The 21,342-nt window shown below is 64.1% G+C and carries 19 protein-coding genes; 15 read left to right on the forward strand and 4 right to left on the reverse strand.

Annotated features, from left to right (window positions below):
* The first annotated feature begins 45 nt into the window (after window positions 1–45).
* The 8 genes from tpiA (at window position 46) to AC1DW9_RS17390 (ending at window position 6,858) form a co-directional block, all read left to right on the forward strand.
* Window positions 46–810 (forward strand): triose-phosphate isomerase, encoded by a 765-nt coding sequence (gene tpiA / locus AC1DW9_RS17355; RefSeq protein ID WP_441505554.1) that lies wholly within the window; start codon window positions 46–48, stop codon window positions 808–810.
* A 159-nt stretch (window positions 811–969) separates the two neighbouring features.
* Window positions 970–1,371: a preprotein translocase subunit SecG gene (gene secG / locus AC1DW9_RS17360; protein ID WP_441491803.1), complete on the forward strand. Its 402-nt coding sequence runs from the start codon at window positions 970–972 to the stop codon at window positions 1,369–1,371.
* Between the two features lie 157 nt (window positions 1,372–1,528).
* Window positions 1,529–3,157 (forward strand): CTP synthase, encoded by a 1,629-nt coding sequence (locus AC1DW9_RS17365; protein WP_441491802.1) that lies wholly within the window; start codon window positions 1,529–1,531, stop codon window positions 3,155–3,157.
* A gap of 115 nt (window positions 3,158–3,272) precedes the next feature.
* Window positions 3,273–3,674 carry a DUF350 domain-containing protein gene (locus AC1DW9_RS17370; protein ID WP_476775398.1) on the forward strand — a complete coding sequence of 134 codons (402 nt, stop codon included), beginning with the start codon at window positions 3,273–3,275 and terminating at the stop codon, window positions 3,672–3,674.
* Window positions 3,675–3,686: 12 nt separating this feature from the next.
* Window positions 3,687–4,298 carry a DUF1190 domain-containing protein gene (locus tag AC1DW9_RS17375; RefSeq protein WP_476775397.1) on the forward strand — a complete coding sequence of 204 codons (612 nt, stop codon included), beginning with the start codon at window positions 3,687–3,689 and terminating at the stop codon, window positions 4,296–4,298.
* Between the two features lies 1 nt (window position 4,299).
* Window positions 4,300–5,466 (forward strand): glutathionylspermidine synthase family protein, encoded by a 1,167-nt coding sequence (locus AC1DW9_RS17380; protein WP_441491799.1) that lies wholly within the window; start codon window positions 4,300–4,302, stop codon window positions 5,464–5,466.
* Between the two features lie 73 nt (window positions 5,467–5,539).
* Window positions 5,540–6,415: a VOC family protein gene (locus tag AC1DW9_RS17385; RefSeq protein ID WP_441491798.1), complete on the forward strand. Its 876-nt coding sequence runs from the start codon at window positions 5,540–5,542 to the stop codon at window positions 6,413–6,415.
* Between the two features lie 38 nt (window positions 6,416–6,453).
* Entirely contained in the window at window positions 6,454–6,858 is a 405-nt protein-coding gene (locus tag AC1DW9_RS17390; RefSeq protein ID WP_441491797.1) for a DUF350 domain-containing protein, read from the forward strand.
* 97 nt (window positions 6,859–6,955) lie between these two features.
* Here AC1DW9_RS17390 and AC1DW9_RS17395 read toward each other — a convergent pair whose 3' ends face one another.
* Both AC1DW9_RS17395 and AC1DW9_RS17400 read right to left on the reverse strand, forming a co-directional pair.
* Entirely contained in the window at window positions 6,956–8,269 is a 1,314-nt protein-coding gene (locus tag AC1DW9_RS17395) for a M23 family metallopeptidase (protein ID WP_441491796.1), read from the reverse strand.
* 100 nt (window positions 8,270–8,369) lie between these two features.
* A complete protein-coding gene (locus tag AC1DW9_RS17400; protein WP_441491795.1) occupies window positions 8,370–8,834 on the reverse strand; it encodes a peroxiredoxin in 465 nt (154 codons plus the stop codon).
* Window positions 8,835–9,071: 237 nt separating this feature from the next.
* Between AC1DW9_RS17400 and AC1DW9_RS17405 the strand changes: the two genes are divergently transcribed.
* Window positions 9,072–12,539: a hypothetical protein gene (locus AC1DW9_RS17405; protein WP_476775396.1), complete on the forward strand. Its 3,468-nt coding sequence runs from the start codon at window positions 9,072–9,074 to the stop codon at window positions 12,537–12,539.
* Between the two features lie 42 nt (window positions 12,540–12,581).
* Here AC1DW9_RS17405 and tyrS read toward each other — a convergent pair whose 3' ends face one another.
* Window positions 12,582–13,826: a tyrosine--tRNA ligase gene (tyrS, locus tag AC1DW9_RS17410; RefSeq protein WP_441491793.1), complete on the reverse strand. Its 1,245-nt coding sequence runs from the start codon at window positions 13,824–13,826 to the stop codon at window positions 12,582–12,584.
* 135 nt (window positions 13,827–13,961) lie between these two features.
* Complete coding sequence (locus tag AC1DW9_RS17415; protein ID WP_113515436.1) at window positions 13,962–14,633, reverse strand: alpha/beta hydrolase; 672 nt, start codon at window positions 14,631–14,633, stop codon at window positions 13,962–13,964.
* A gap of 295 nt (window positions 14,634–14,928) precedes the next feature.
* Here AC1DW9_RS17415 and AC1DW9_RS17420 point away from each other — a divergent pair, with 295 nt between their 5' ends.
* The 6 genes from AC1DW9_RS17420 (at window position 14,929) to AC1DW9_RS17445 (ending at window position 21,329) form a co-directional block, all read left to right on the forward strand.
* Complete coding sequence (locus AC1DW9_RS17420; RefSeq protein ID WP_441491792.1) at window positions 14,929–16,134, forward strand: cysteine desulfurase family protein; 1,206 nt, start codon at window positions 14,929–14,931, stop codon at window positions 16,132–16,134.
* A 61-nt stretch (window positions 16,135–16,195) separates the two neighbouring features.
* Window positions 16,196–17,668 (forward strand): Fe-S cluster assembly protein SufB, encoded by a 1,473-nt coding sequence (gene sufB / locus AC1DW9_RS17425; RefSeq protein ID WP_441491791.1) that lies wholly within the window; start codon window positions 16,196–16,198, stop codon window positions 17,666–17,668.
* A gap of 115 nt (window positions 17,669–17,783) precedes the next feature.
* The gene (gene sufC / locus AC1DW9_RS17430; RefSeq protein ID WP_441491790.1) at window positions 17,784–18,536 is read left to right on the forward strand and encodes a Fe-S cluster assembly ATPase SufC; all 753 of its coding nucleotides are present in this window, start codon (window positions 17,784–17,786) and stop codon (window positions 18,534–18,536) included.
* Window positions 18,536–19,882 carry a Fe-S cluster assembly protein SufD gene (sufD, locus tag AC1DW9_RS17435; RefSeq protein ID WP_441491789.1) on the forward strand — a complete coding sequence of 449 codons (1,347 nt, stop codon included), beginning with the start codon at window positions 18,536–18,538 and terminating at the stop codon, window positions 19,880–19,882. The genes sufC and sufD overlap by 1 nt, the downstream gene beginning before the upstream one ends.
* Window positions 19,882–20,088, forward strand: a complete 207-nt coding sequence (locus AC1DW9_RS17440; RefSeq protein ID WP_069880753.1) for a tautomerase family protein — start codon at window positions 19,882–19,884, stop codon at window positions 20,086–20,088. The genes sufD and AC1DW9_RS17440 overlap by 1 nt, the downstream gene beginning before the upstream one ends.
* Window positions 20,089–20,090: 2 nt before the next feature.
* A complete protein-coding gene (locus tag AC1DW9_RS17445; protein WP_441491788.1) occupies window positions 20,091–21,329 on the forward strand; it encodes a cysteine desulfurase in 1,239 nt (412 codons plus the stop codon).
* Window positions 21,330–21,342: the final 13 nt, after the last annotated feature.

Below are 21,342 nucleotides of genomic sequence, written 5' to 3' on the forward strand. Positions count from 1 at the left end.
CGTTGCGGGCGTTGGTAGAGCCCGGAGCGAGAGAAGAGGAGAAAAATGGTGACGCGCAGCATCAAGCCGTTGGTGGCAGGCAATTGGAAGATGAACGGGCTCAAGGCCGAGCTTGCCATCGCAGCCGAGGTAGCCAGGGGCTATGACCGGGAGCTGAAACACGCTGTCGATCTCGCCATCTGCCCACCGGCGACGTTGCTCTTTGCCATGACGGCAGCCCTGACCGGCTCGCGTATTGCCTCGGGCGGACAGGATTGCAGTGAGCAGGAAAGCGGCGCGTTCACCGGGGAGGTCTCCGCCGCCATGCTCGCCGATGCCGGCGCCGGCTATGCCATCGTCGGTCATTCCGAGCGCCGCACCCTCCACGGCGAGACCAATCCGGTCGTCAAGGCCAAGGCCGAAGCGGCGCAGCGCGCCCTGCTGGTCCCGATCGTCTGCGTCGGCGAGACGCAGGCCGAGCGCGCAGCCGGCAAGGCGCTTGCCGTGGTCAGGAAACAGCTTCGCGGCTCGGTCCCCGATGCGTCGACGCCCTCGACCCTCGTCATCGCCTACGAACCGGTCTGGGCTATCGGCACCGGGCTGACCCCGACCGCCGCCGACGTCGCCGAGATGCACGAGGCGATCCGGAGCGAACTCGGCAAGCTCCTGGGCAAGGCGGCGGCCGCTGGTGTGCGCTTGCTCTATGGCGGATCGGTCAAACCGTCCAACGCGGCCGAACTGATGAATGTCCCCCATGTCGACGGTGCGCTCGTCGGCGGCGCCAGTCTCAAGGCCGAGGACTTCCTCGGCATCGCACGCGCCTGCCGCTGATCCATGCCGTCGCGTTGACGGCGGCATTGCACGAATGACGCAATTGCCGGGTGGTGCACCCGGCAACTGCATGCTATGTGCGCCGCCGAGCCCGCAATTGGCGGACATGCGGCGCGGGGCACCTTGTGGCGGCCCGCGTCATACCTATTTCGTGGGATCATGCAGAACGTTCTCATCGTCATCCATCTGATCATCGTGATCGCGCTCGTCGGCGTGGTCCTGCTGCAGCGTTCCGAGGGCGGCGGCCTGGGCATGGGTTCGGGCGGTGGCGGTGGTGTCGGCGGCTTCATGACCGGCCGCGGCCAGGCCAATGCCCTGACCCGCGCGACGGCTATCCTTGCCGGGCTCTTCTTCCTGACCTCGATCGCTCTGGCGATCATGGCGACCCATGGGCGGACGCAGCGCTCGATCATCGACGGCGCGCCGGGAACGACTGCTCCCGCGGCACCGAACGGTCCAAGCGCTCCCAACGCCGCAGGCGGCGTGCTCGACCAGTTGCGCCAGATGCAGAATCAGGGCGGCTCACAACCGCCGACACCGCCGGCAGCGCCGCAGCAGTGACGAGGACAGGGCAGGGGCCGGGAAACCGGCCCTTCTCTTTTGGGGAAGAGCTGGCGGAAGTCCGGCCCTTCTCCGTTGTGGACAAGCATAAACAGCAGGGCGGGTCTGCAACGGCGCGCTTAGCGAATCGAAACCCTGGCGTTAAAGGTGATCTCCCATGACGCGGTACGTTTTCATCACCGGCGGCGTGGTATCCTCGCTTGGCAAAGGCCTCGCGGCGGCAGCTCTCGCAGCTCTCCTGCAGGCACGTGGCTATACGGTCCGTCTGCGCAAGCTTGATCCCTATCTCAATGTCGATCCGGGCACGATGAGCCCGTATCAGCATGGCGAGGTCTTCGTCACGGATGACGGGGCCGAGACCGATCTCGATCTCGGGCATTACGAGCGCTTCACCGGCAGGCCCTGCAACAAGGGCGACAACATCACCACCGGCCGCATCTATATGGACATCCTGACCAAGGAGCGCCGGGGTGACTATCTCGGTGCGACGATCCAGGTCGTTCCGCACGTCACCAATGCCATCAAGGAATTCGTCCTCACCGGCAATGAAGACTATGACTTCACGCTGGTCGAGATCGGCGGCACGGTCGGCGACATCGAGAGCCTGCCCTTCCTCGAATCCATTCGCCAGATCAGCCAGCAGCTGCCGCGCGGCCAGTGCATCTTCACGCATCTGACGCTGCTGCCCTATATCCCGACGGCCGGAGAGCTGAAGACGAAGCCGACCCAGCATTCGGTTGCGGAGCTGCGTTCGATCGGCATTCAGGCCGATATCCTGCTCTGCCGCACCGACCGCGAGATCCCGCGCGAGGAACGCCGCAAGCTCGCTTTGTTCTGCAATGTCCGCGAAACCGCGGTGATCGAGGCGCGGGACGTTGCTTCGATCTATGACGTGCCGCTGTCCTATCATGCCGAAGGGCTCGACACCGAGGTTCTGGCGGCGTTCGGCCTGGACGCCGGCGAAGCGCCCGATCTGAGCAACTGGCGGCGCATTTCCGAGCGCGTGAAGAATCCCGAGGGCGAAGTCACGATCGCCATCGTCGGCAAATACACCGGCATGAAGGACGCCTATAAGTCCCTCATCGAGGCCCTGATGCACGGCGGCATCGCCAACCGGGTCAAGGTCAATCTCGACTGGATCGAATCGGAGGTCTTCGAGAAGGAAGACCCGGCTCCCTTCCTGGAGCATGTCCACGGCATCCTGGTTCCCGGCGGGTTCGGACATCGCGGTGCCGAGGGCAAGATCAAGGCGGCGACCTTCGCCAGGCAGCGCAAGGTTCCCTATTTCGGCATCTGCTTCGGCATGCAGATGGCGGTGATCGAGGCGGCCCGTTCGCTCGCTCAGATCGAGAAGGCCAATTCGACCGAGTTCGGCCCCACCGAGGAGCCTGTCGTCGGCCTGATGACCGAATGGATGCGCGGCAACGATCTCGAGATGCGTGCGGCCGGTGGCGATCTGGGCGGCACGATGCGGCTCGGCGCCTACGCCTCCAAGCTGGCCCCTGGCTCAAAGATCGCCGAGATTTACGGTTCGACCGAGATTTCCGAGCGCCATCGCCACCGCTACGAGGTCAACATGGGCTATCGCGAGCGGCTTGAGGCAAATGGCCTGAAGTTCTGCGGTGTTTCGCCAGACGGGCTTCTGCCCGAGACGGTCGAATATCCCGACCATCCCTGGTTCATCGGCGTGCAGTATCATCCCGAGCTGAAGTCGCGGCCATTCGAGCCTCACCCGCTTTTCGCCAGCTTCGTCGAGGCGGCGGTGGTGCAGAGCCGCCTGGTCTGATCCGAACCGGGCGGCGCGAGCTGCCCGCCTGATCAAGTGCCTGGATACCTCCGACAAGCCGCTGGTGCAGCCGCGCTGGCGGCTTATAGTCGCGTTGCGACTCGGGGGGAGCGACATGGCGGTCTCGATGGCCGGTTTGCCGGCTTTTTTGCTGTATTTCGTGGTCGGATCGGCGCTGATCACGGGTTTCGCTCTCATCTATATGCGATTGACCGCGCATGACGAAATCGCACTGATCCGGGCAGGCAATCTCTCCGCTGCGATAGCACTAGGCGGCAATCTCGCCGGCTTCTCGATCCCGCTCGAAAGGGCGATCGCTCAGGCGAGCAGCATTGCGGACTGCGTGCTCTGGGCGCTTGCCGCGATGCTGATCCAGTTCGCGGCCTATGGGCTCGCCCGCGTCCTGATCCCTGACCTCTCGAAGAAGATCCAGGAGGATCGCCTCCCGTCCGCCGCAATGCTGGCGGTGATCGCGGTGATCAGCGGCACGCTGGCGGCCGCCAGCATGACGGTTTGAGGGGAGGCGGTCATGAAACGCTCCTCGCAGATCGGATTGGCCGCAGTGGGGGTGGTGCTGGTCGCGATAGCGTGGCCGCGCTCGGAAGACGATGTGGAGGATACCCTCGTTTATAACTCGCTCGCCGATTGTCGCGCCGCCGGGCAGATGTCCGGCAGCCAATGTGAGCAGCGCTTCAACGAAGCCTCCGCAAATCAACTCCGCGACGCGAAGAAGTTCACCAGCACCAGCGCATGCGAAGCCGAGTATGGCTCCGGCTCCTGTCAGAGCGCGGTTTGGAACGGCGCGCAGGCCGTTGTTCCGGCGCTTGCCGGAATCATGCTCGCGCGCAGCTTCGCGCAGAGCGGTGGTGGTGCAGCCCAGCCGCTCCTGCCGCCGACGCGTCAGGCCTGCCCGACTGGCAGTGTGGCCGAGGAATGTCAGCAGGCCCTGTCCTCGTCGTCATCGTCCTCCGGAGGGGGAGGCGGCCGAGTCGGAAGTTCACGCGCCTATTCGACAACCGCGGGACAGGCGCTGGTCGCGCGCAATGTCTCGTCGACCGGGGTCGCCAGCATGCCAAGCGCTGCCTCCCGCGGCGGTTTCGGCTCGACCTCCCGCTCCTACAGTTCCTCCTCGTCGTCCTGAGATGCGGCGGGTTGAACTCTCACCTCGTCGGGATTGGCAGGCTCAGGTCGAGCGTCTGGGCTTCGCTTTCCACACGCTCGACGGCGAGACCTATTGGGACGAGAGCGCTGCCTACGCCTTTACGCTCGAGGAGATCGAGCGCGATATCGAAGCGCCGACAGGCGAGATCGAACAGCTTTGTTTCGCTTTCGTCGAACGCGCGATCGCCGACGAGGAGATCCTGACCCGGCTCGCAATTCCGCCGCCGCATTGGCCACTGATCCGCGACAGCTGGCAGCGCGGCGATCGCAACCTCTACGGCCGGCTCGATCTTGCCTATTACGGCAGCGGGCCGGCCAAGCTGCTGGAATACAACGCGGATACGCCCACCGCACTGTTCGAATCGAGCGTCGTTCAATGGGACTGGCTTGAGCAGGCCATGGCACGGGGTGCCCTCCCGCCGGATAGCGATCAGTTCAACTCGCTGCACGAACGGCTGATCGCGGCCTTTGCTGCCCTGCGCGAGCCATCGCCCTATCGACTGCATCTGACTTGCGTCCAGAACAGCAATGAAGACAAGGGCACCGTCGACTATCTCAAGGATTGTGCCGTGCAGGCCGGCCTCGACGCGCGTTTCACCTTCATCGAGGAGATCGGACTGCTTCCCGACGGACGGTTCTGCGACGGAGCCAATCTGCCGATCGAGACACTGTTCAAGCTCTATCCCTGGGAGTGGCTCTTCCGAGAGAGCTACGCGGATGCTCTGGCCGGCTCGCGCTGCCAGTTCATCGAGCCGCCCTGGAAGGCCCTTCTCTCCAACAAGGGCCTGCTTGCCTGCCTCTGGCAAATGGAGCCCGGCCACCCGAATCTGCTGCCCGCCTTCTTCGAGGGCGATCCGCGTTGCGCGGAGCTCAATCCCCGCTATGTCCGCAAGCCTCTCTATTCGCGCGAGGGCGCCAACATCACGCTGGTCGAACGCGGAACGGTGCTAGACAGCGATGACGGTCCCTATGGGGCGGAGGGTTTCATCCTTCAGGATGCCGCGGCGCTTGCCTCCTTCGCCGGGTATCATGCCGTGCTGGGTTCATGGCTCGTCGCCTCGCAGCCTTGCGGGCTGTGCATCCGGGAGGATGTGACGCCGATCACCAAGAATACGTCGCGCTTCGTGCCGCATTACATCGAGCCGTGACCGCTTCGGCAAAGCTTGCTACAGCCGGCGCCTGAGACCGCAACGCGCGGCCTGAGCAACGGCGATTCGCGACATGTCCCAGCCCAATCGGCCACGTGGCCTCGATCATCTCGTCATCGGCGTGCGTGACCTCGATGCTGCCGGCCAACTCTATGCGAAGATGGGCTTCAGGGTTGGAGCCCGCAATCGACATCCCTGGGGCACGGAGAACCGCATCGTCCAGTTTCCGGGGGCCTTCCTGGAGCTGATCACGATCGGCGACTCCGGGGCCATTCCACCCCATGCCCATCGGCGCTTTTCCTTCGGAGCCTTCGTCCGCGATCAGCTCGCCCGAGCAGAAGGCCTGTCGATGCTGGTTCTCGAAAGTCGCGATGCGAAGGCGGATGCGCAGATTTTCGAAGCAGCCGGCATCGGCGACTACGAGCCGTTTCTCTTTGAGCGTCAGGCGCGCAGTCCTGATGGCAACGAGGTCCGTGTCGCCTTTTCGCTGGCCTTTGCCCGCAACGCATCGGCGCCCGCTTGCGGTTTCTTCGTCTGCCAGCAGCACGAGCCGCAGAATTTCTGGAATCCGGCCTTTCAGCAGCATCAGAACGGCGTACAGGCATTGGCCTCTGCCGTCATGGTCGCGGAGAACCCGACCGACCACCACGTTTTCCTTTCGGCCTACACTGGCGAGCGCAGTCTGAAATCCAATTCGCTCGGCATCAGCGCTGCCCTTCCGCGCGGCCGCGTCGATATTCTGACGCCGCATGCCGCCTACCAGCTCTTCGGCGTCGAGGAGGGGAGAAAGGATCCGCATTTCGCCGGATTCGCGGTCGCGGTGAAGGATCTCGATGGGGTGCGTGGGGTTCTGGACGCGGCTGAGGTCGAGTGGCGACAGATCGGTGGTCGCATCGTCGTGCCGGCCAGCACCGCCATGGGTTGCATGGTTGCGTTCGAGGCGAACTGAAGCGCAGGATCGCGCACAGAATCACTTAGGGGATGACGATGCTCGGCCAAGCTTTGGCGCGACTGCCGGATTTTGCACTTTTCTTTTCAGCGTCGCTCGGGCTCGTCGCCGTTTATCTGCTGATCTACACCCTGGCGACCTCGCATAATGAATTCGGCCTGATCCGCCGCAACAACGTCGCTGCGGCACTCTCGCTGGGGCTGAGTCTCACGGGTTTTGCTCTGCCGCTGTCGAGCGCCGTGGTCCATGCAACGACGATCATCGACCTCGTGGTCTGGGGCATTGTCGCCCTCGTGGTGCAATTGCTGGTCTATTTCCTGGTCAGGCTCGTGCTGCCCAACCTGTCAGCGCGGATCGCTGCCGGTGAGCTGGCCGCCGCACTGTTCCTGGGTGCCGCCTCGCTTGCGGCCGGCGTCATCAACGCGGCGACGATGACTTTCTAGCATATCAGACCGGATTTTATATCCAGTCCGATGGGCTAGCCTTCCTTGATTGCATCGGCTCACCCGAAAACTGCAATCCACTTTTCGGGCCGATGCTTTAGAGCTGGTTGGCGAGCTTGCTCCCGGCGCGGACAAAGCGCGTCGGGTCGATGGGCTCGCCCTCGATCCGGGTTTCGTAATGCAGATGTGGGCCGGTCGAGCGCCCGGTCGTGCCGACCTTGCCGACCACGGTCCCGCTCGTCACCATTTGTCCGGCCGAAACGCTGATGGCAGACATGTGAGCATAGCGCGTGGTGATGCCGCCCGCATGCTCGATCTCGACCATGTTTCCGTAGCCGCCGGTATATTCAGCTGAGACAACCTTGCCGGGCGCGGTGGCGCGGATCGGCGTGCCGGTTTCGGCGCGGAAGTCGATGCCGGTATGCATCGCCGGGCTGCGGGTGAACGGGTCGACGCGATAGCCATAGTTCGAGGTCATGTCGACTTCGCCCTGCATCGGCTTGCGAAGGGGCAATTGCTCGACAAGACCGCGCAGCCGGTAGACCGCCGATATGCGCGGTTGCAGGGCGCTCAATGTGGCCTCGAAGGGACCGGCGGACGCATCGACCTTGAAGGGGACGAAGGGGCCGCCGACACCCTTGGCGATCGTCGTCGTGGCGGCAAGCTTGTCGGTGTCGAGCCCGGTCTCCGCCAGCGCCCCGCGCAGTGTTTTCTGAGATTCGGCGAGCGACTGTTCCATATGGCGTAGCGCGGCGAGTTGCGCCGTTGCGGTCTCCGACAGCGACTGGTCAAGCCTGGTGAGCGATTCTGCGACGCGTTGCGCGGGTGCTTGCGGAGCTTCCTCCGCCTCGCCCGATTGCCAGGGGACGCTCTTGTGCTCTTCCGAGCTGCGGAGCCCGGGAGCGTCGGGAGCGGGCATCGGCTTGCTTGAGGTGATCGGCGCGAAGCTTGAGACGCTGGAGGCGCGGATCGGTTCCTCCGCCTTGATCAGGCGTGAACGCAGTGGAACCTTTGCAGGCGATGCAATGCCGCCGGCCTGCAGAGTTTCGGTGACGGCAGCGACCAGGGCCTGCTTGCTCTCCAGCTCGGCCTGACGCGTGGCCAGTTCGTCGACACGAGCCTCGACGCCATCCTGATCGAGCAGGGCGCGGCTGGCGAGCCGGTCGATATCGGCGCGCAACGCCGCGATCCTGTCTTCATAGGCATATTGCCGGGTGGTTTCGCGGGCGATCAGCCGCGCCGCGATATCGTCCTTGCTGAGGATGTACCAGCCGGTCACACCGCCCCAGGCGGTCGTAAGGGCCAGAAGCGAGAGCCCCGCGAAGGCTGTCGAACGGCGGATCGTGTAGCTCTTGTGTGAGGCCAGTCCCGTGACGGGAAGGGCCGGGCCAGGCGAGGCGGGATGAGTCATACGCAAAACCGGATGTAACGCTGCCGATGATGCGAGTAGACCTTGTTAGGGTTAATCCTTTGCAAATCGCCAGCGCCGGCTCAGCATTCTGCGGCGAGTGTCACATCTCCCGAACGGCCGCCAGCACCTCTTCGGCATGGCCGGCGACCTTCACCTTGGGCCAGATCCGCACGATGCGGCCGTCCTGATCGATCAGAAAGGTGGTTCGCTCCACCCCCATATACTTGCGGCCATACATGCTCTTCTCGACCCAGATGCCGTAGTTCTCGAGCACCGCGCGGGCTTCATCTGCGACAAGCGGGAAGGTGAGGGCATATTTCTGCTTGAAGCGATCGTGACGCTTGATCGGATCGGGAGAGATCCCGACGATTTCGGCCCCAGCTGCGGCAAACTCCGCATGCAAGCCATTGAAGGCAATGGCTTCCTTTGTGCAGCTCTCGGTATCGTCCTTTGGATAGGCATAGAGTACGATCTTGCGTCCCCTAAGGTCGGCGAGCGAGATCGTGCCTGCGCCATCCCTTGGCAATGTGAATTCGGGTGCGAGATCGCCCACCTGCAAGCCCATGAATTGCCTTCCTTTCGTCGCGATCGCGCTGCAAGGAGCGCACGGAATCGATGGGCAGGGTGTGCCGCCCGTTCATGCGCCAGCCAGCCTGGATGGAGCAGAAGCCGAATCGGTTAGTCTGGCCGCAACATCCGTGTAACCCGCATACGGCCATTCAGAGCCGGCGAAGACTCATAGAATCTGGTGAAGCCGGACCGAAGTCGCATTTCGGCCCCTTTCAGAACGCGAAAGTCCTTGGTGAACGAAGGTAACGACAAGGTCGGTCAGGAGCCGCCGCGGGTTGTGGCACCCGAAAGCACGACCTGCGACGAGGTTGCTGCGGTCGCGCGGCGCGCGAAGGCTGGGCTTGTCACGATCGTGGTGGCGGTGGCTGTCGCTGTGGTGACGCTGGCGGGCGCGGCTGGCGCTCTGCTGGTCACCGGGATGATTCCGCTCTCGGGCCTGGAGGGCCGCATCTCGGCCGCGATTGCAGAACGGCTCGGTCCTGACTGGCAGGTCGAGGCTGGCAGCGCAGAGCTCAGCCGGATCGACGGGCGTGCCCAGCTCCGGGTCAGGCAGGTTTCGTTCCGTCACCGTAGCGGTGCGGCCTTCCGTGCTCCGGAGGCCGTGCTCGGTTATGTGCCGCTGGCGCTGCTGCGCGGCGAAATCCGGCTGGTGTCGGTCGACCTGCGTGGCGTCAACATGCGCCTCGGCGTCAATCATGACGGCGCATTGATCGTGAATGCGGATGCGGCCCCTCCGGAACCGGTGGTGCAGCCGCCCGCCATTCCAGATGCCAGCCATTGGAACGTCTTTACCAACATCATGGAAGCCGTCGCGACGGTTGCGGCCGGAGACGGTCTTCTCGGCGCGCTCGAAACGGCAGGCATGCGCGGAGCGAGGCTGGCGCTGGTCGATCCCGATGGTCGACAGAGGACCAGTCTCGAGGATGTCGACATCAGATTGTCGCGTGTCGGCAACGGAGTCAGCCGCCTCACGATGAAGGGCCGGACCGGCTCGCGCTGGAAGGAACTCGCTATCGACCTGTCGGCCGATCCGGATGGAACGCGGCGGGCGGAGATCGATGTCGTTCGCTTCGAGCCCGCCGAGGCTGTTGCTCTCGCCGTGGGCACGTCCAGTGTCGCGATCAACGGGCTGCCGATGAAGGGCAAGATCTCCTTGGCTCAGCGCCCGGGCGGCGAAAGCAAGATGTCGGCGCGGTTCGACATCCTTCCTGGCACGATCACGTTTCGCGACAGCCCGGTCGCACCGATCTCGGTCGATACTGCCCATGTCGAGTTGGAGAGCGGAACGGGGCTGGCTGATCTCCGTGTGACCTCGGCGGAGTTCAAGGCTGGTCCGACGGTTCTGCGTGGTTCCGGCAGCTTGCGGGGAGAGAATGGTGTCTGGCGCGTGGGGCTGGATGCCAAGGGACAGATAGCCGGGGTCGGTTCGGATCCGGCGGTCGCCATCGACAGCATTCAGAGCGGCATCGTCCTCGACAGCTCGGCCGGGGAGGTCCGTATCGAGAGTTTCTCACTGCGCGGCCCGCTGATCGCGGTCGACATGACCGGGCTTGTGCAGAAGCGGGGCGAATCGCCCTATCAGCAGTTCTGGATCCGGGCGACGGATTCTGACGCGCGGGCCGCCCTTGCAATCTGGCCGGAGTGGACTGCGCCCCATCTGCACGCTTCGCTGAGCCGGGAGGTGGCCGCAGGCCGTCTCACTGCGGTGGATGTCAAGGTCGACCTGCCGGCAGAAGATCACGCCCGAATGCTGCAAGGTGCAGGCATGCCCGACAAGGCGCTGCTCGTAACGGTGGACGCGACGAATGTACGCTATCTGCCGGGGCCCGGTTTGCCGCCGCTGATCGACGGCACGGTCAGCGGCACCGCGACCGGCCGGACGGTCCAGCTTACCATCCCGAAGGCGACAGCCGATCTGCGTGATGGCCGAAAGCTCGCGTTGAGCGAAGGCAGCTTTGGCATTCTCGATACCTGGGCGCCGCGTCCCCAGGCCAAGATCGGCTTCCGCTCCGTCGGGCCGGCTGACGCGGTTGCGGTACTCTTCACCTTTCCCGCGCTCAAGGAGTTCAATCCCGGAGCAGGCGATCCGGCCTCGATCCGGGGCAGCAGTGACCTGAAGACCGTCATCACCTTGCCGATGGCCGACGATATCCAGCCTTCCGATGTCGTGGTCCAGACCTCCGGCACGCTCTCCAACATTGCCTCGGATACATTGCTCGCCACCGAGAAGCTCGAAGCGGCCAATTTCACGGTCGGGTTCGATCGAACTGGCCTTTCGATCCGGGGCGAAGGCCGCGTCGGCGGCGAACGCGCGCAGATGGAGATCCGCCAGAACACGAAGGGACAGGGCGAGGCGACGCTCGCCTTCACGCTCGACAACGCTGCCCGCCAGAAGCGCGGCTTCGGGCCGGAGCTCGGCGTCAACGGCCCCGTGCAGGTCAAGGTATCGAAACAGCTTGGCAAGGGCGCGGAAATCGCGCCGCGTGTCGAACTCGATCTGACCAAGGCGGCGATCGACGGAGTAATCCCCGGATTCGCCAAGCCCGCCGGGCGCGCGGGGCGGGCGACCTTCAATTACTTGGTCGATGCCGATGGTCCCGATCTCGATGATTTCACGCTCGATGCGTCGCCGGTCCTGATCCGTGGCAAGATCGAGCTCAACAAGCAGAGTGGGTTCGAGGGGGCCAGCCTCTCGCAGTTTCGGATATCCCCAGGCGACAATCTCAAGGTCGAGGCCAAGCGTGACGGAACGGTAACGAAGCTGGTGATCCGCGGGCAGGTTGCCGATGTACGGCCCTTCATTCGTGACCTGCAGGTCGGCGCGGCTCCGACGGCGCGAGGCGACAAGAACGCCGCGCGCGGCAACGATGTCGACGTCGATCTCGACGTGCCGATCCTGACCGGATTCAACAACGAGGCGATCGGCAACGGAGTGCTGAAGTTCTCAAAGCGAAATGGTGACCTGCGCTCCCTGAGTTTCGACGGTCGTATCGGCCGGGCAAGCGTTTCCGCAAGGCAGGCCCGTCAAGGTGAGGGCGCCGGCACACTTGTCCTGCAGTCGGAGAATGGCGGCTCGGTGCTGCGCTTCTTTGACTTCTACCGTCGGGCTCACGGCGGCGATCTGGTGCTGACGCTGGGCCCGGGCGACACGCGCCAAAGCGGAGAGCTGCTCTTCCGCAACTTCGTCGTGCGCGACGAACCGGCGTTGCGGCGGGTCCTCGGAGAGCAGGCAGTGACGGCCCTGTCCGGCGATCGCGTTGGCGGAGCGGGAGGACGCATCGACGCCAGCGAGGTCGCCTTCACCAAGCTGAGGGCAGAATTCACCCGTTCTGCCAGCCGCCTGGATGTCTCGGACATGGTGATCTGGGGTCAGCAGATCGGGTTCACGCTTCAGGGGAATGTCGATTACGGCCGCGACAAGGTCGATATAGGCGGCACCTTCGTGCCGAGCTATGCCTTCAACAACGCCTTCGCGCAGGTGCCGGTCGTCGGAATGATCCTCGGCGGAGGTCAGTATGGCGGCTTGTTCGCCCTGAATTTCCGGATATCGGGATCTGCCAGCGCGCCGACCATGTCGATCAATCCGCTCTCCGCGATTGCGCCCGGCATCCTGCGTCGTTTCGTCGATCCGCTCGGGGGCGCCCCTCTGGAGCGCCCCGCCAGGCTACCGGTCCCTGCGCCGAGCCAGGCCCAGCGCTGAGCCTGGCTCGGCGCCGCGACTTGGTGTCGCGACTTGGGGCGTCTATTCCGGCCGCAGCAGGACGTGCTTCTTGCGGCCGAAGGAGAGCTTGATCACGCCCTCCGGCGAGAGATGGCCTGCCCCGAGCGCCGCGCGCTCATCGGTGACGACCTCGTCATTGACGCGAAGACCACCGGACTTGACCTGCCGGCGGGCTTCGCCGGTCGAGGGCACCAGGCCGGCGGTGACGAAGGCGGTCAGGACGCCGAGACCTGCGTCGAGAGCGGTCCGCGAGACTCCGACACTCGGCAGGTCCTCTGCGAGCGTGCCCTCCTCAAAGGTCCGGCGCGCCGTCTCGAAGGCCGCTTCCGCAGCCTCGCGGCCATGCAGCAATGCGGTGGCCTCCGTCGCGAGTACCTTCTTGGCGTCGTTGATCTCGGAACCGCCGAGGGCTGCCAGACGGGCGATCTCGTCCATCGGGAGCTTGGTGTAGAGCTTCAGGAAGCGCTCGACATCGGCGTCCTCGGTATTGCGCCAGAACTGCCAGAACTCATAGGGGCTCATCAGATCGGCATTGAGCCAGACGGCGCCATTGGCGGTCTTGCCCATCTTGCCGCCCGAGGCCGTCGTCAGCAGCGGCGACGTCAGCGCATAGAGCTGCACATTCGCCATGCGGTGGCCGAGGTCGATGCCATTGATGATATTGCCCCACTGGTCGGAGCCGCCCATCTGCAGCACACAGCCCGTGCGCTTGTTCAGCTCCACGAAGTCGTAGGCCTGCAGGATCATGTAGTTGAATTCGAGGAAGGACAGCGACTGCTCGCGGTCGAGCCGCATCTTCACGCTGTCGAAGGACAGCATGCGGTTGACCGAGAAGTGACGGCCGACATCGCGCAGGAACTCGAGATAGTTGAGCCCGAGCAGCCAGTCGGCATTGTTCAGCATGCTCGCCGCACCGTCGAAGTCGAGATAGCGGGCAAAAACCTTGCGGATACCCGTCAGGTTGCGCTCGATGTCTTCGACCGTCAGCAGCTTGCGCGCCTCGTCCTTGAAGGACGGGTCACCCACCATCGAGGTGCCGCCGCCCATCAGCGCGATTGGCTTGTGGCCGGTCTCCTGCATCCAGTGCAGCATCATGATCTGAATCAGCGAGCCCGCATGAAGAGACGTCGCGGTCGCGTCGAAGCCGATATAGGCGCTGATCGGCCCCTTCAGCGCAGCCGCATCAAGCCCTTCCGGATCGGAGATCTGATGAACATAGCCGCGCTCGGAGAGAACGCGCAGAAGATCGGATTTGAAAGTCGTCATGGCGAAAGCTCGTTTGCATAATGCGACCTCATCTCCGAGGAGCAACCGCGGATTGCGTCCCGAAGGATGTCTCCAGCATGCGCTGGAGCGCCCTTCGGGATGCCGCTTCGCGACTCCCTGGGATGAGGGCTGAATTCAGACCTGTTCCTGTTCGGCCTTGCTGATCTCGGGGCCGACCTTGCGGTCGAGATAGAGGCTGACCGCCTCCATCAGCTGGTCGACGCGACCATCGAAGAAGTGGTTGGCGCCCTCGACCACGGCGTGTTCGATCTGGATGCCCTTCTGGGTCTTCACCTTCTCGATCACGGCCATGACCTCCTTGACCGGCGCCACGCGGTCTTCCGAACCGTGCACGAACAATCCGGAGGAAGGGCAGGGTGCCAGGAAGGAGAAATCATAGCGGTTCGCCATCGCGGCGATCGACATGAAGCCCTCGATCTCCGGGCGGCGCATCAGCAGCTGCATGCCGATCCAGGCGCCGAAGGAGACGCCGGTGATCCAGCAGCTCTTGGCCTCGGGGTTCAGCGCCTGCATCCAGTCCAGCGCAGCGGCGGCGTCCGACAGTTCACCGGCGCCATGGTCGAAATGGCCCTGGCTGCGGCCGACGCCGCGGAAATTGAAGCGCAGCGCCGAAAAGCCCCGGTTCACGAACGTGTAGAACAGATTGTAGACGATCTGGTTGTTCATCGTGCCGCCGAACTGAGGGTGCGGGTGCAGGATGATGGCGAGCGGGGCGCCCTTCTTCTTTGCGGGCTGGTAGCGACCTTCGATCCGTCCGGCCGGTCCGTTGAAAATCACCTCGGGCATATCACACTCGCCTTTTGTTGGGGCAGAGCCGCGCGCAACCGGCAAATCGGCGGCAAACTGCCGTCCAAAATGTCCCGCTGCCCTTGACGGACCTGCCGCTCGCGCCCTACATCAAGCGCTTAGAATAGTTCTAACAGCCGTGAACAAGACCGGAACAAACGAGCGGTTTGCCGTTTTGGCGAACCTGCGGTCCCGGAACACGGCCGGTTGGATGGGCGGCTATAGCACGGCGCAGGGGTGCAATTTCAAGCATTTCGTGCCGGCCAGGCCGCCGCTGGATCGGAGCTTCGCAAACGTGACCGGGTCAGCCCGCAGCTATCTCGACCACAACGCCACCACGCCGGTTCGCCCGGACGTGGCGGAGGCGATGCTGGCCGCGTTGCGCATGCCCGGCAATCCATCCTCCGTCCACGGTGAGGGCAGGCTGGCGCGGGCTGCTGTCGAGAAGGCACGGGAACAGGTCGCACGCCTTTGCGCTGCCAGCCCGGCCAACGTCGTTTTCACCAGCGGCGGCACGGAGGCCAATGCCACGGTGCTTTCGCCGGGGTTGATGGAATGCAGTGGCGGACGCGATTGCATCCGCGTGCCGGGCTCGCTTCTGCTCTATGGCGCGACCGAGCATGCCTGCGTCCGCGACGGTCATCGCTTCGCAGGTGGTGCAGCGGAAACCATCCCGGTCGATGCCACGGGGCTTGCCGATCTGGCCTGGCTCGAGGCGCGGCTGCAGAGATTGGCCAGCGAGCAACCCGGCGCGCGGGCGCTCGTTTCGCTGCATCTTGCAAATAACGAAACCGGCGTCATTCAGCCGATTGCCGAAGCAGCGGTCATTGCCAGGCGTTACGGCGCGCTGCTGCACTGCGACGCGGTTCAGGTCGCCGGCAAAATTTCTATCGATATCAACGCATTGGGCGCAGATGTTCTGGCTCTGTCTGCGCACAAGATCGGCGGTCCGAAGGGAGTTGGCGCCATCGTCCTCCGCAGTGGTGCCTACGAACTCGCCGACAAGCCGGTTCGCGGTGGTGGGCAGGAACGTGGCTGGCGTGCCGGCACAGAAAACGTTCCCGGCATCGTCGGCTTCGGCGTCGCTGCCGAGATCGCCGGCGAGGCCATCGCGACCGAGGCGGCCAGGCTTTCGGATCTCCGCAACATGCTGGAAGCCGGTATCCTGTCCCTCGCACCGGAGACGGTTCTATTCGGTGGCGCTACCCCGCGTCTGCCGAATACCAGCGCCTTCGCGACGCCGGGGATCAAGGCGGAAACGGCGTTGATCATGCTGGATCTCGCTGGCATAGCGCTCTCGTCCGGCTCGGCCTGCTCCTCGGGCAAGGTCAAGCGCTCGCATGTCCTGGATGCCATGGGCGTCGACCCTGTCATGAGTGCAGGGGCCTTGCGGGCGAGCCTGGGATGGACCACTTCCGAGGCCGATATCGCTCATTTCCTTGCGGCATACGCGAAGGCGCTTGCCGCGAAAACCGGTCGGGAGAGGCAGGCGGCGGCCTGACTGTTCCGGCGACTATCTTGAAAGAACCGGCGGGCCTTGAACCCGCGACTGGAGACTGAATATGGCAGCGGTCCAGGAGACCATTGATCAGGTCAAGTCGATTGACGTGACCGAGTACAAATACGGCTTCGTCACCGAGATCGAAGTCGATAAGCCCGCCAAGGGGCTGACCGAAGACACGGTCCGCTACATCTCGGCGCGCAAGAACGAGCCGGCATGGATGCTGGAATGGCGGCTGGATGCCTTCCGGCGCTGGAAGACGATGACGGAGCCAACCTGGTCGCGCGTCAACTACCCGCCGATCGATTATCAGAACATCTATTACTACGCCGCGCCGAAGATGGGCGCGCAGCCGAAATCGCTCGACGAGGTCGATCCGGCGATCCTTGAGACCTATAAGAAGCTCGGTATTCCGCTCCGTGAGCAGGAGATTCTCGCTGGCGTCGCGCCGGAGAACCGCGTTGCGGTCGATGCCGTCTTCGACTCCGTTTCGGTTGTCACCACCTTCAAGAAGGAGTTGGCCGAGGCCGGCGTGATCTTCTGCTCGATCTCCGAGGCGATCCAGGAGCATCCCGAGCTCGTCAAGAAGTACCTCGCCACCGTCGTTCCGGTGACCGACAACTACTTCGCCACGCTGAACAGCGCGGTCTTCACCGATGGCTCCTTCGTCTACATCCCCAAGGGCGTGCGCTGCCCGATGGAGCTGTCGACCTATTTCCGCATCAACGAGCAGAACACCGGCCAGTTCGAGCGCACGCTGATCATCGCCGAAGAGGGCTCCTATGTGAGCTATCTCGAAGGCTGCACGGCGCCGAAGCGCGACGAGAACCAGCTCCACGCGGCGGTGGTCGAGCTGATCGCGCTCGATGATGCCGAGATCAAGTACTCGACCGTGCAGAACTGGTTCCCCGGCGATGCCGAGGGCAAGGGCGGCATCTACAACTTCGTCACCAAGCGCGGCGATTGCCGTGGCAAGAACTCGAAGATCTCGTGGACGCAGGTCGAGACCGGCTCCGCCATCACCTGGAAATACCCGTCCTGCATCCTGCGCGGCGACGGCTCGCGCGGCGAGTTCTACTCGATCGCCGTGTCGAACGGCATGCAGCAGGTCGATAGCGGCACCAAGATGATCCATCTCGGCCGCAACACGACCTCGAAGATCATCGCCAAGGGCATCGCGGCGGGAAAGTCGGACTCGACCTATCGCGGCATGGTCTCGGCGCATCGCAAGGCGACGGGCGCGCGCAACTTCACCAACTGCGATTCGCTGCTGATCGGCGACCAGTGCGGCGCGCACACGATCCCCTATATCGAGGCCAAGACCGCCACCGCGATCTTCGAGCATGAGGCTACGACCTCGAAGATCGGTGAGGACCAGCTCTTCTATTGCCAGCAGCGCGGCCTCTCCGAGGAGGAGGCGGTGGCGCTGATCGTCAACGGCTTCGTCAAGGAGGTGCTGCAGCAACTCCCGATGGAGTTCGCCGTCGAGGCGCAGAAGCTCATCACTATCTCGCTCGAAGGCTCCGTCGGCTAGCGCGACATCATGGTCTGGCATGTCCAGACCAGCCACGCCCTTCTTGAACAGACACCAGCCGCGGATGCTTGGCACAAGACCGAGCGCGACGCGGCAGAAACCGGAACTCTGACCAATGCTCGAAATCCGCAACCTGACCGTCAAGATCGCCGACGAGGACACCCAGATCCTGAACGGCCTGAACCTCACCGTGAATGACGGCGAAGTCGCTGCCATCATGGGGCCGAACGGCTCCGGCAAGTCGACCCTGTCCTATGTCATCGCCGGCAAGGAGGACTATGAGGTCCTCGACGGCGAGATCCTGCTGAATGGCGAGAACGTGCTGGAGATGGAGGCCGATGCCCGCGCCGCCGCCGGCATCTTCCTGGCCTTCCAGTATCCGCTGGAGATCCCCGGCGTCGCCACCATGACCTTCCTGAAGGCGGCGATGAACGCGCAGCGCAGGGCTCGCGGCGAGGACGAACTGCTGACGCCAGACTTCATCAAGCGCGTCAACGCTGCAGCTGATGGCCTTGGCATCAATCGCGAAATGCTGCGCCGCCCGCTCAATGTCGGCTTCTCCGGCGGTGAGAAGAAGCGCATGGAGATCCTGCAGATGGCGCTGCTCGCGCCCTCCATGTGCATCCTTGACGAGACCGATTCCGGCCTAGACATCGACGCGCTGCGCATCGTTGCCGAAGGCGTCAATGCCTTGCGCGACAAGAGCCGCGGCTTCCTGGTGATCACCCACTACCAGCGCCTGCTCGAGCACATCGTGCCCGACACCGTGCATGTCATGGCCAGGGGCCGCATCGTCCGCACCGGCGGCAAGGAACTGGCCCTGGAGCTCGAGAAGAGCGGTTACGCAGCCTATGGGGAGGCCGCCTGATGGCCATCGTCACCCCGCTGAAGACCGCGGCCGAGCAGGTCCTCGCCCAGCAGTTCGCCAATGTGAAGGCTGAGCTGCCGGGAGCCGGGCCGGTTCGCAAGCTGCGCGAAGATGCCTTCGCCGGCTTCGAGGCCAAGGGCCTGCCGCATCGCCGCCTCGAAGCCTGGCGCTATACGGATCTGCGCATGATGCTGCGCGAGGCGAAGCCTCTCGCCGGCGGCAATGCTGCAACCCAGGCCGTGCGCGACCGTCTTTCCACGCTGAAGCTGGACGGTCTCAGGCTCGTCCTGATCGACGGCGCCTTCAATGCCGAGCTTTCGGGCCTCGCTGCCTTGCCCGAGGGCGTCACGGTTCATGCCCTGGCCGACGCGCTGGTTTCGCCGCGCGAGGATCTGACGCGGATCCTCTCCGGTCCCGCCGTCGCGGAAGGCGATACCGGCCTGATGCTCAACACGGCGTTGATGCGTGACGGTGTCCTGGTCGAGATCGCGGAAGGCACCGAACTCGCGGCGCCGATCGCGATCATCTCGCTCGCCTCCGGCGAAGACGAGCAGGCGATCTTCAGCCGCTCGGTCGTGCTTGCCGGCAAGGGCGTCAAGGGCTCGATCGTCGAGATCAGCGAGAGCGCCGGGGCGAAAGCTGCGCAAATCAACACGGCGATCGTCTTCGAAGCCGGCGACGAAAGCGAGATCCAGCACATCCGGCTCGTGACGCGCCAGCCGGCCGAGACAGTGCAGGTGCTGAGTCTGCTCGCGACTGTTGGCGCCCATGCCAGGTTCGACTCCTTCGCGTTGATCTGCAATGCGGGCACGGTGCGTCAGCAGCATTTCGTGCGTTATGCCGGAGAGCACACTGAGGTCGGGCTACGCGGCGTCAACCTGCTCGGTGGCCAGGAGCATTCCGACGTCACGCTCGTGGTCGACCATGAAGTCCCTCACGGCACCAGCCGCGAGCTGTTCAAGTCGATCATTGGCGGCGAAGGCACCGGCGTCTTCCAGGGCAAGGTCATCGTGCGTCAGCATGCGCAGAAGACCGATGGCAGCATGAAGAGCAATGCGCTGCTCCTGAACGACGGCGCGACCATGTTCAACAAGCCCGAGCTCGAGATCTTCGCCGACGACGTGGTCTGCGGCCATGGCGCCACCGTGGCGCAGATCGATGGCGAGCAGCTGTTCTATCTGATGGCGCGCGGCCTGCCGCGGCCTCAGGCCGAGGCGCTGGTTCTGCAGGCCTTTGCCGGCGAGGCGGTCGAGTTCGTTGCCGACGAGGCGTTGCGCGACCTGATCATGGGCGAAGTCGAAGGTTGGCTCGCCAACCGCGAGCACACAGCCGAGAAGGCAGCCTGATGCCATACGTCAATCTCCAGATCACCAAGGGTGCGACCCGTGAACAGAAGGCCGAGATCGTCAAGGAGTTCACGCAGACCCTTGTCCGCGTGCTCGGCAAGAACCCGGACAACACCCATATCGTGATCCAGGAGATCGAGCGCGAGGACTGGGGCCATGCCGGCGTGCTCGTCGCCGACAGGCCAAGCAATCCTGGAAAGGCCTGACCATGAATGCGCCGGTGAAGCCTTATGACGTTGCGGCGATCCGCCGGGATTTCCCGATCCTGAGCCGGGAGGTCTACGGCAAGCCGCTGGTCTATCTCGACAATGCGGCCTCGGCGCAAAAGCCGAATGTCGTCATCGATGCGATGAGCCGGCTGATGCGCGAGGACTATGCCAATGTCCATCGCGGGCTGCACTACCTCGCCAACGCGTCGACTGAGGCCTATGAGGCGGCGCGCGAAAGCGCGCGCCGCTTCCTCAATGCCGCCCATCTCGAAGAGATCATCTTCACCCGGTCCTCGACCGGCGCGCTGAATCTCGTTGCCTCGTCTCTCGGGCGCCATCTCGGCATCCAGGAGGGCGACGAGATCATTCTCTCGATCCTGGAGCACCATTCCAACATCGTGCCCTGGCACTATTGGCGCGAGCGGCATGGGGCGGTGATCAAATGGGCGCCGATCGACGAGGACGGCAATTTCCTCATCGAGGAATTCGAGAAGCTGATCTCGCCGCGCACCAAGATCGTGGCACTGACCCATATGTCGAATGCGATCGGCACGATCGTTCCGATCGCCGAGGTTGCTGCCATCTGTCAGGCCTATCGGATTCCGCTGGTCGTGGATGGCAGCCAGAGCGCGGTGCATCTGCCGGTCGACGTGCAGACCCTCGGCTGCGATTTCTACTGCTTCACCGGCCACAAGACCTATGGACCGACTGGCTCCGGCGTCCTCTGGGGCAAGCGCGAATGGCTGGAAAAGCTGCCCCCCTATGAGGGCGGCGGCGAGATGATCGTCACCGTCAGCGAGGACGCGATCACCTATAACGACCCTCCGCATCGCTTCGAGGCGGGGACGCCGGCGATCGTCGAGGCCGTGGGGCTTGGTGCCGCGCTCGACTACATGATGGCGCTGGGGCGCGAGAATATCGCCGCCCACGAGGCCAAGCTCACCAGCTATGCCATGCAGCGGCTCGGCGAGATGAACTCGATCCGGATATTCGGCAGGGCTGCGAACAAGGGTGCGATCGTCTCCTTCGAGTTGAAGGGCGCGCATGCGCATGACGTTGCGACCGTGATCGACCGCGCAGGTGTCGCAGTCAGGGCCGGTACCCATTGCGCGATGCCGCTTCTGGCCCGATATGGAGTGACGTCGACCTGCAGGGCTTCTTTCGGCCTCTACAATACGCTGGAAGAAGTCGACCATCTGGTCGAGGCGTTGCGGAAGGCCGAGAGCCTTTTCGCCTGAACGGGATTGTTGT

The organism is Allobosea sp. P4_E12 (genome assembly GCF_056401655.1).

Coding starts and splice junctions, on each gene's coding strand:
- AC1DW9_RS17370 (WP_476775398.1), top strand. CDS start 3,273: ATGGCGGTCTCGATGGCCGGTTTGCCGGCTTTTTTGCTGTATTTCGTG.
- AC1DW9_RS17415 (WP_113515436.1), bottom strand. CDS start 14,633: ATGCCCGAGGTGATTTTCAACGGACCGGCCGGACGGATCGAAGGTCGC.
- AC1DW9_RS17375 (WP_476775397.1), top strand. CDS start 3,687: ATGAAACGCTCCTCGCAGATCGGATTGGCCGCAGTGGGGGTGGTGCTG.
- secG (WP_441491803.1), top strand. CDS start 970: ATGCAGAACGTTCTCATCGTCATCCATCTGATCATCGTGATCGCGCTC.
- tyrS (WP_441491793.1), bottom strand. CDS start 13,826: ATGACGACTTTCAAATCCGATCTTCTGCGCGTTCTCTCCGAGCGCGGC.
- AC1DW9_RS17365 (WP_441491802.1), top strand. CDS start 1,529: ATGACGCGGTACGTTTTCATCACCGGCGGCGTGGTATCCTCGCTTGGC.
- AC1DW9_RS17380 (WP_441491799.1), top strand. CDS start 4,300: ATGCGGCGGGTTGAACTCTCACCTCGTCGGGATTGGCAGGCTCAGGTC.
- sufB (WP_441491791.1), top strand. CDS start 16,196: ATGGCAGCGGTCCAGGAGACCATTGATCAGGTCAAGTCGATTGACGTG.
- tpiA (WP_441505554.1), top strand. CDS start 46: ATGGTGACGCGCAGCATCAAGCCGTTGGTGGCAGGCAATTGGAAGATG.
- sufC (WP_441491790.1), top strand. CDS start 17,784: ATGCTCGAAATCCGCAACCTGACCGTCAAGATCGCCGACGAGGACACC.
- AC1DW9_RS17395 (WP_441491796.1), bottom strand. CDS start 8,269: ATGACTCATCCCGCCTCGCCTGGCCCGGCCCTTCCCGTCACGGGACTG.
- AC1DW9_RS17445 (WP_441491788.1), top strand. CDS start 20,091: ATGAATGCGCCGGTGAAGCCTTATGACGTTGCGGCGATCCGCCGGGAT.
- AC1DW9_RS17440 (WP_069880753.1), top strand. CDS start 19,882: ATGCCATACGTCAATCTCCAGATCACCAAGGGTGCGACCCGTGAACAG.
- AC1DW9_RS17385 (WP_441491798.1), top strand. CDS start 5,540: ATGTCCCAGCCCAATCGGCCACGTGGCCTCGATCATCTCGTCATCGGC.
- AC1DW9_RS17390 (WP_441491797.1), top strand. CDS start 6,454: ATGCTCGGCCAAGCTTTGGCGCGACTGCCGGATTTTGCACTTTTCTTT.
- AC1DW9_RS17400 (WP_441491795.1), bottom strand. CDS start 8,834: ATGGGCTTGCAGGTGGGCGATCTCGCACCCGAATTCACATTGCCAAGG.
- sufD (WP_441491789.1), top strand. CDS start 18,536: ATGGCCATCGTCACCCCGCTGAAGACCGCGGCCGAGCAGGTCCTCGCC.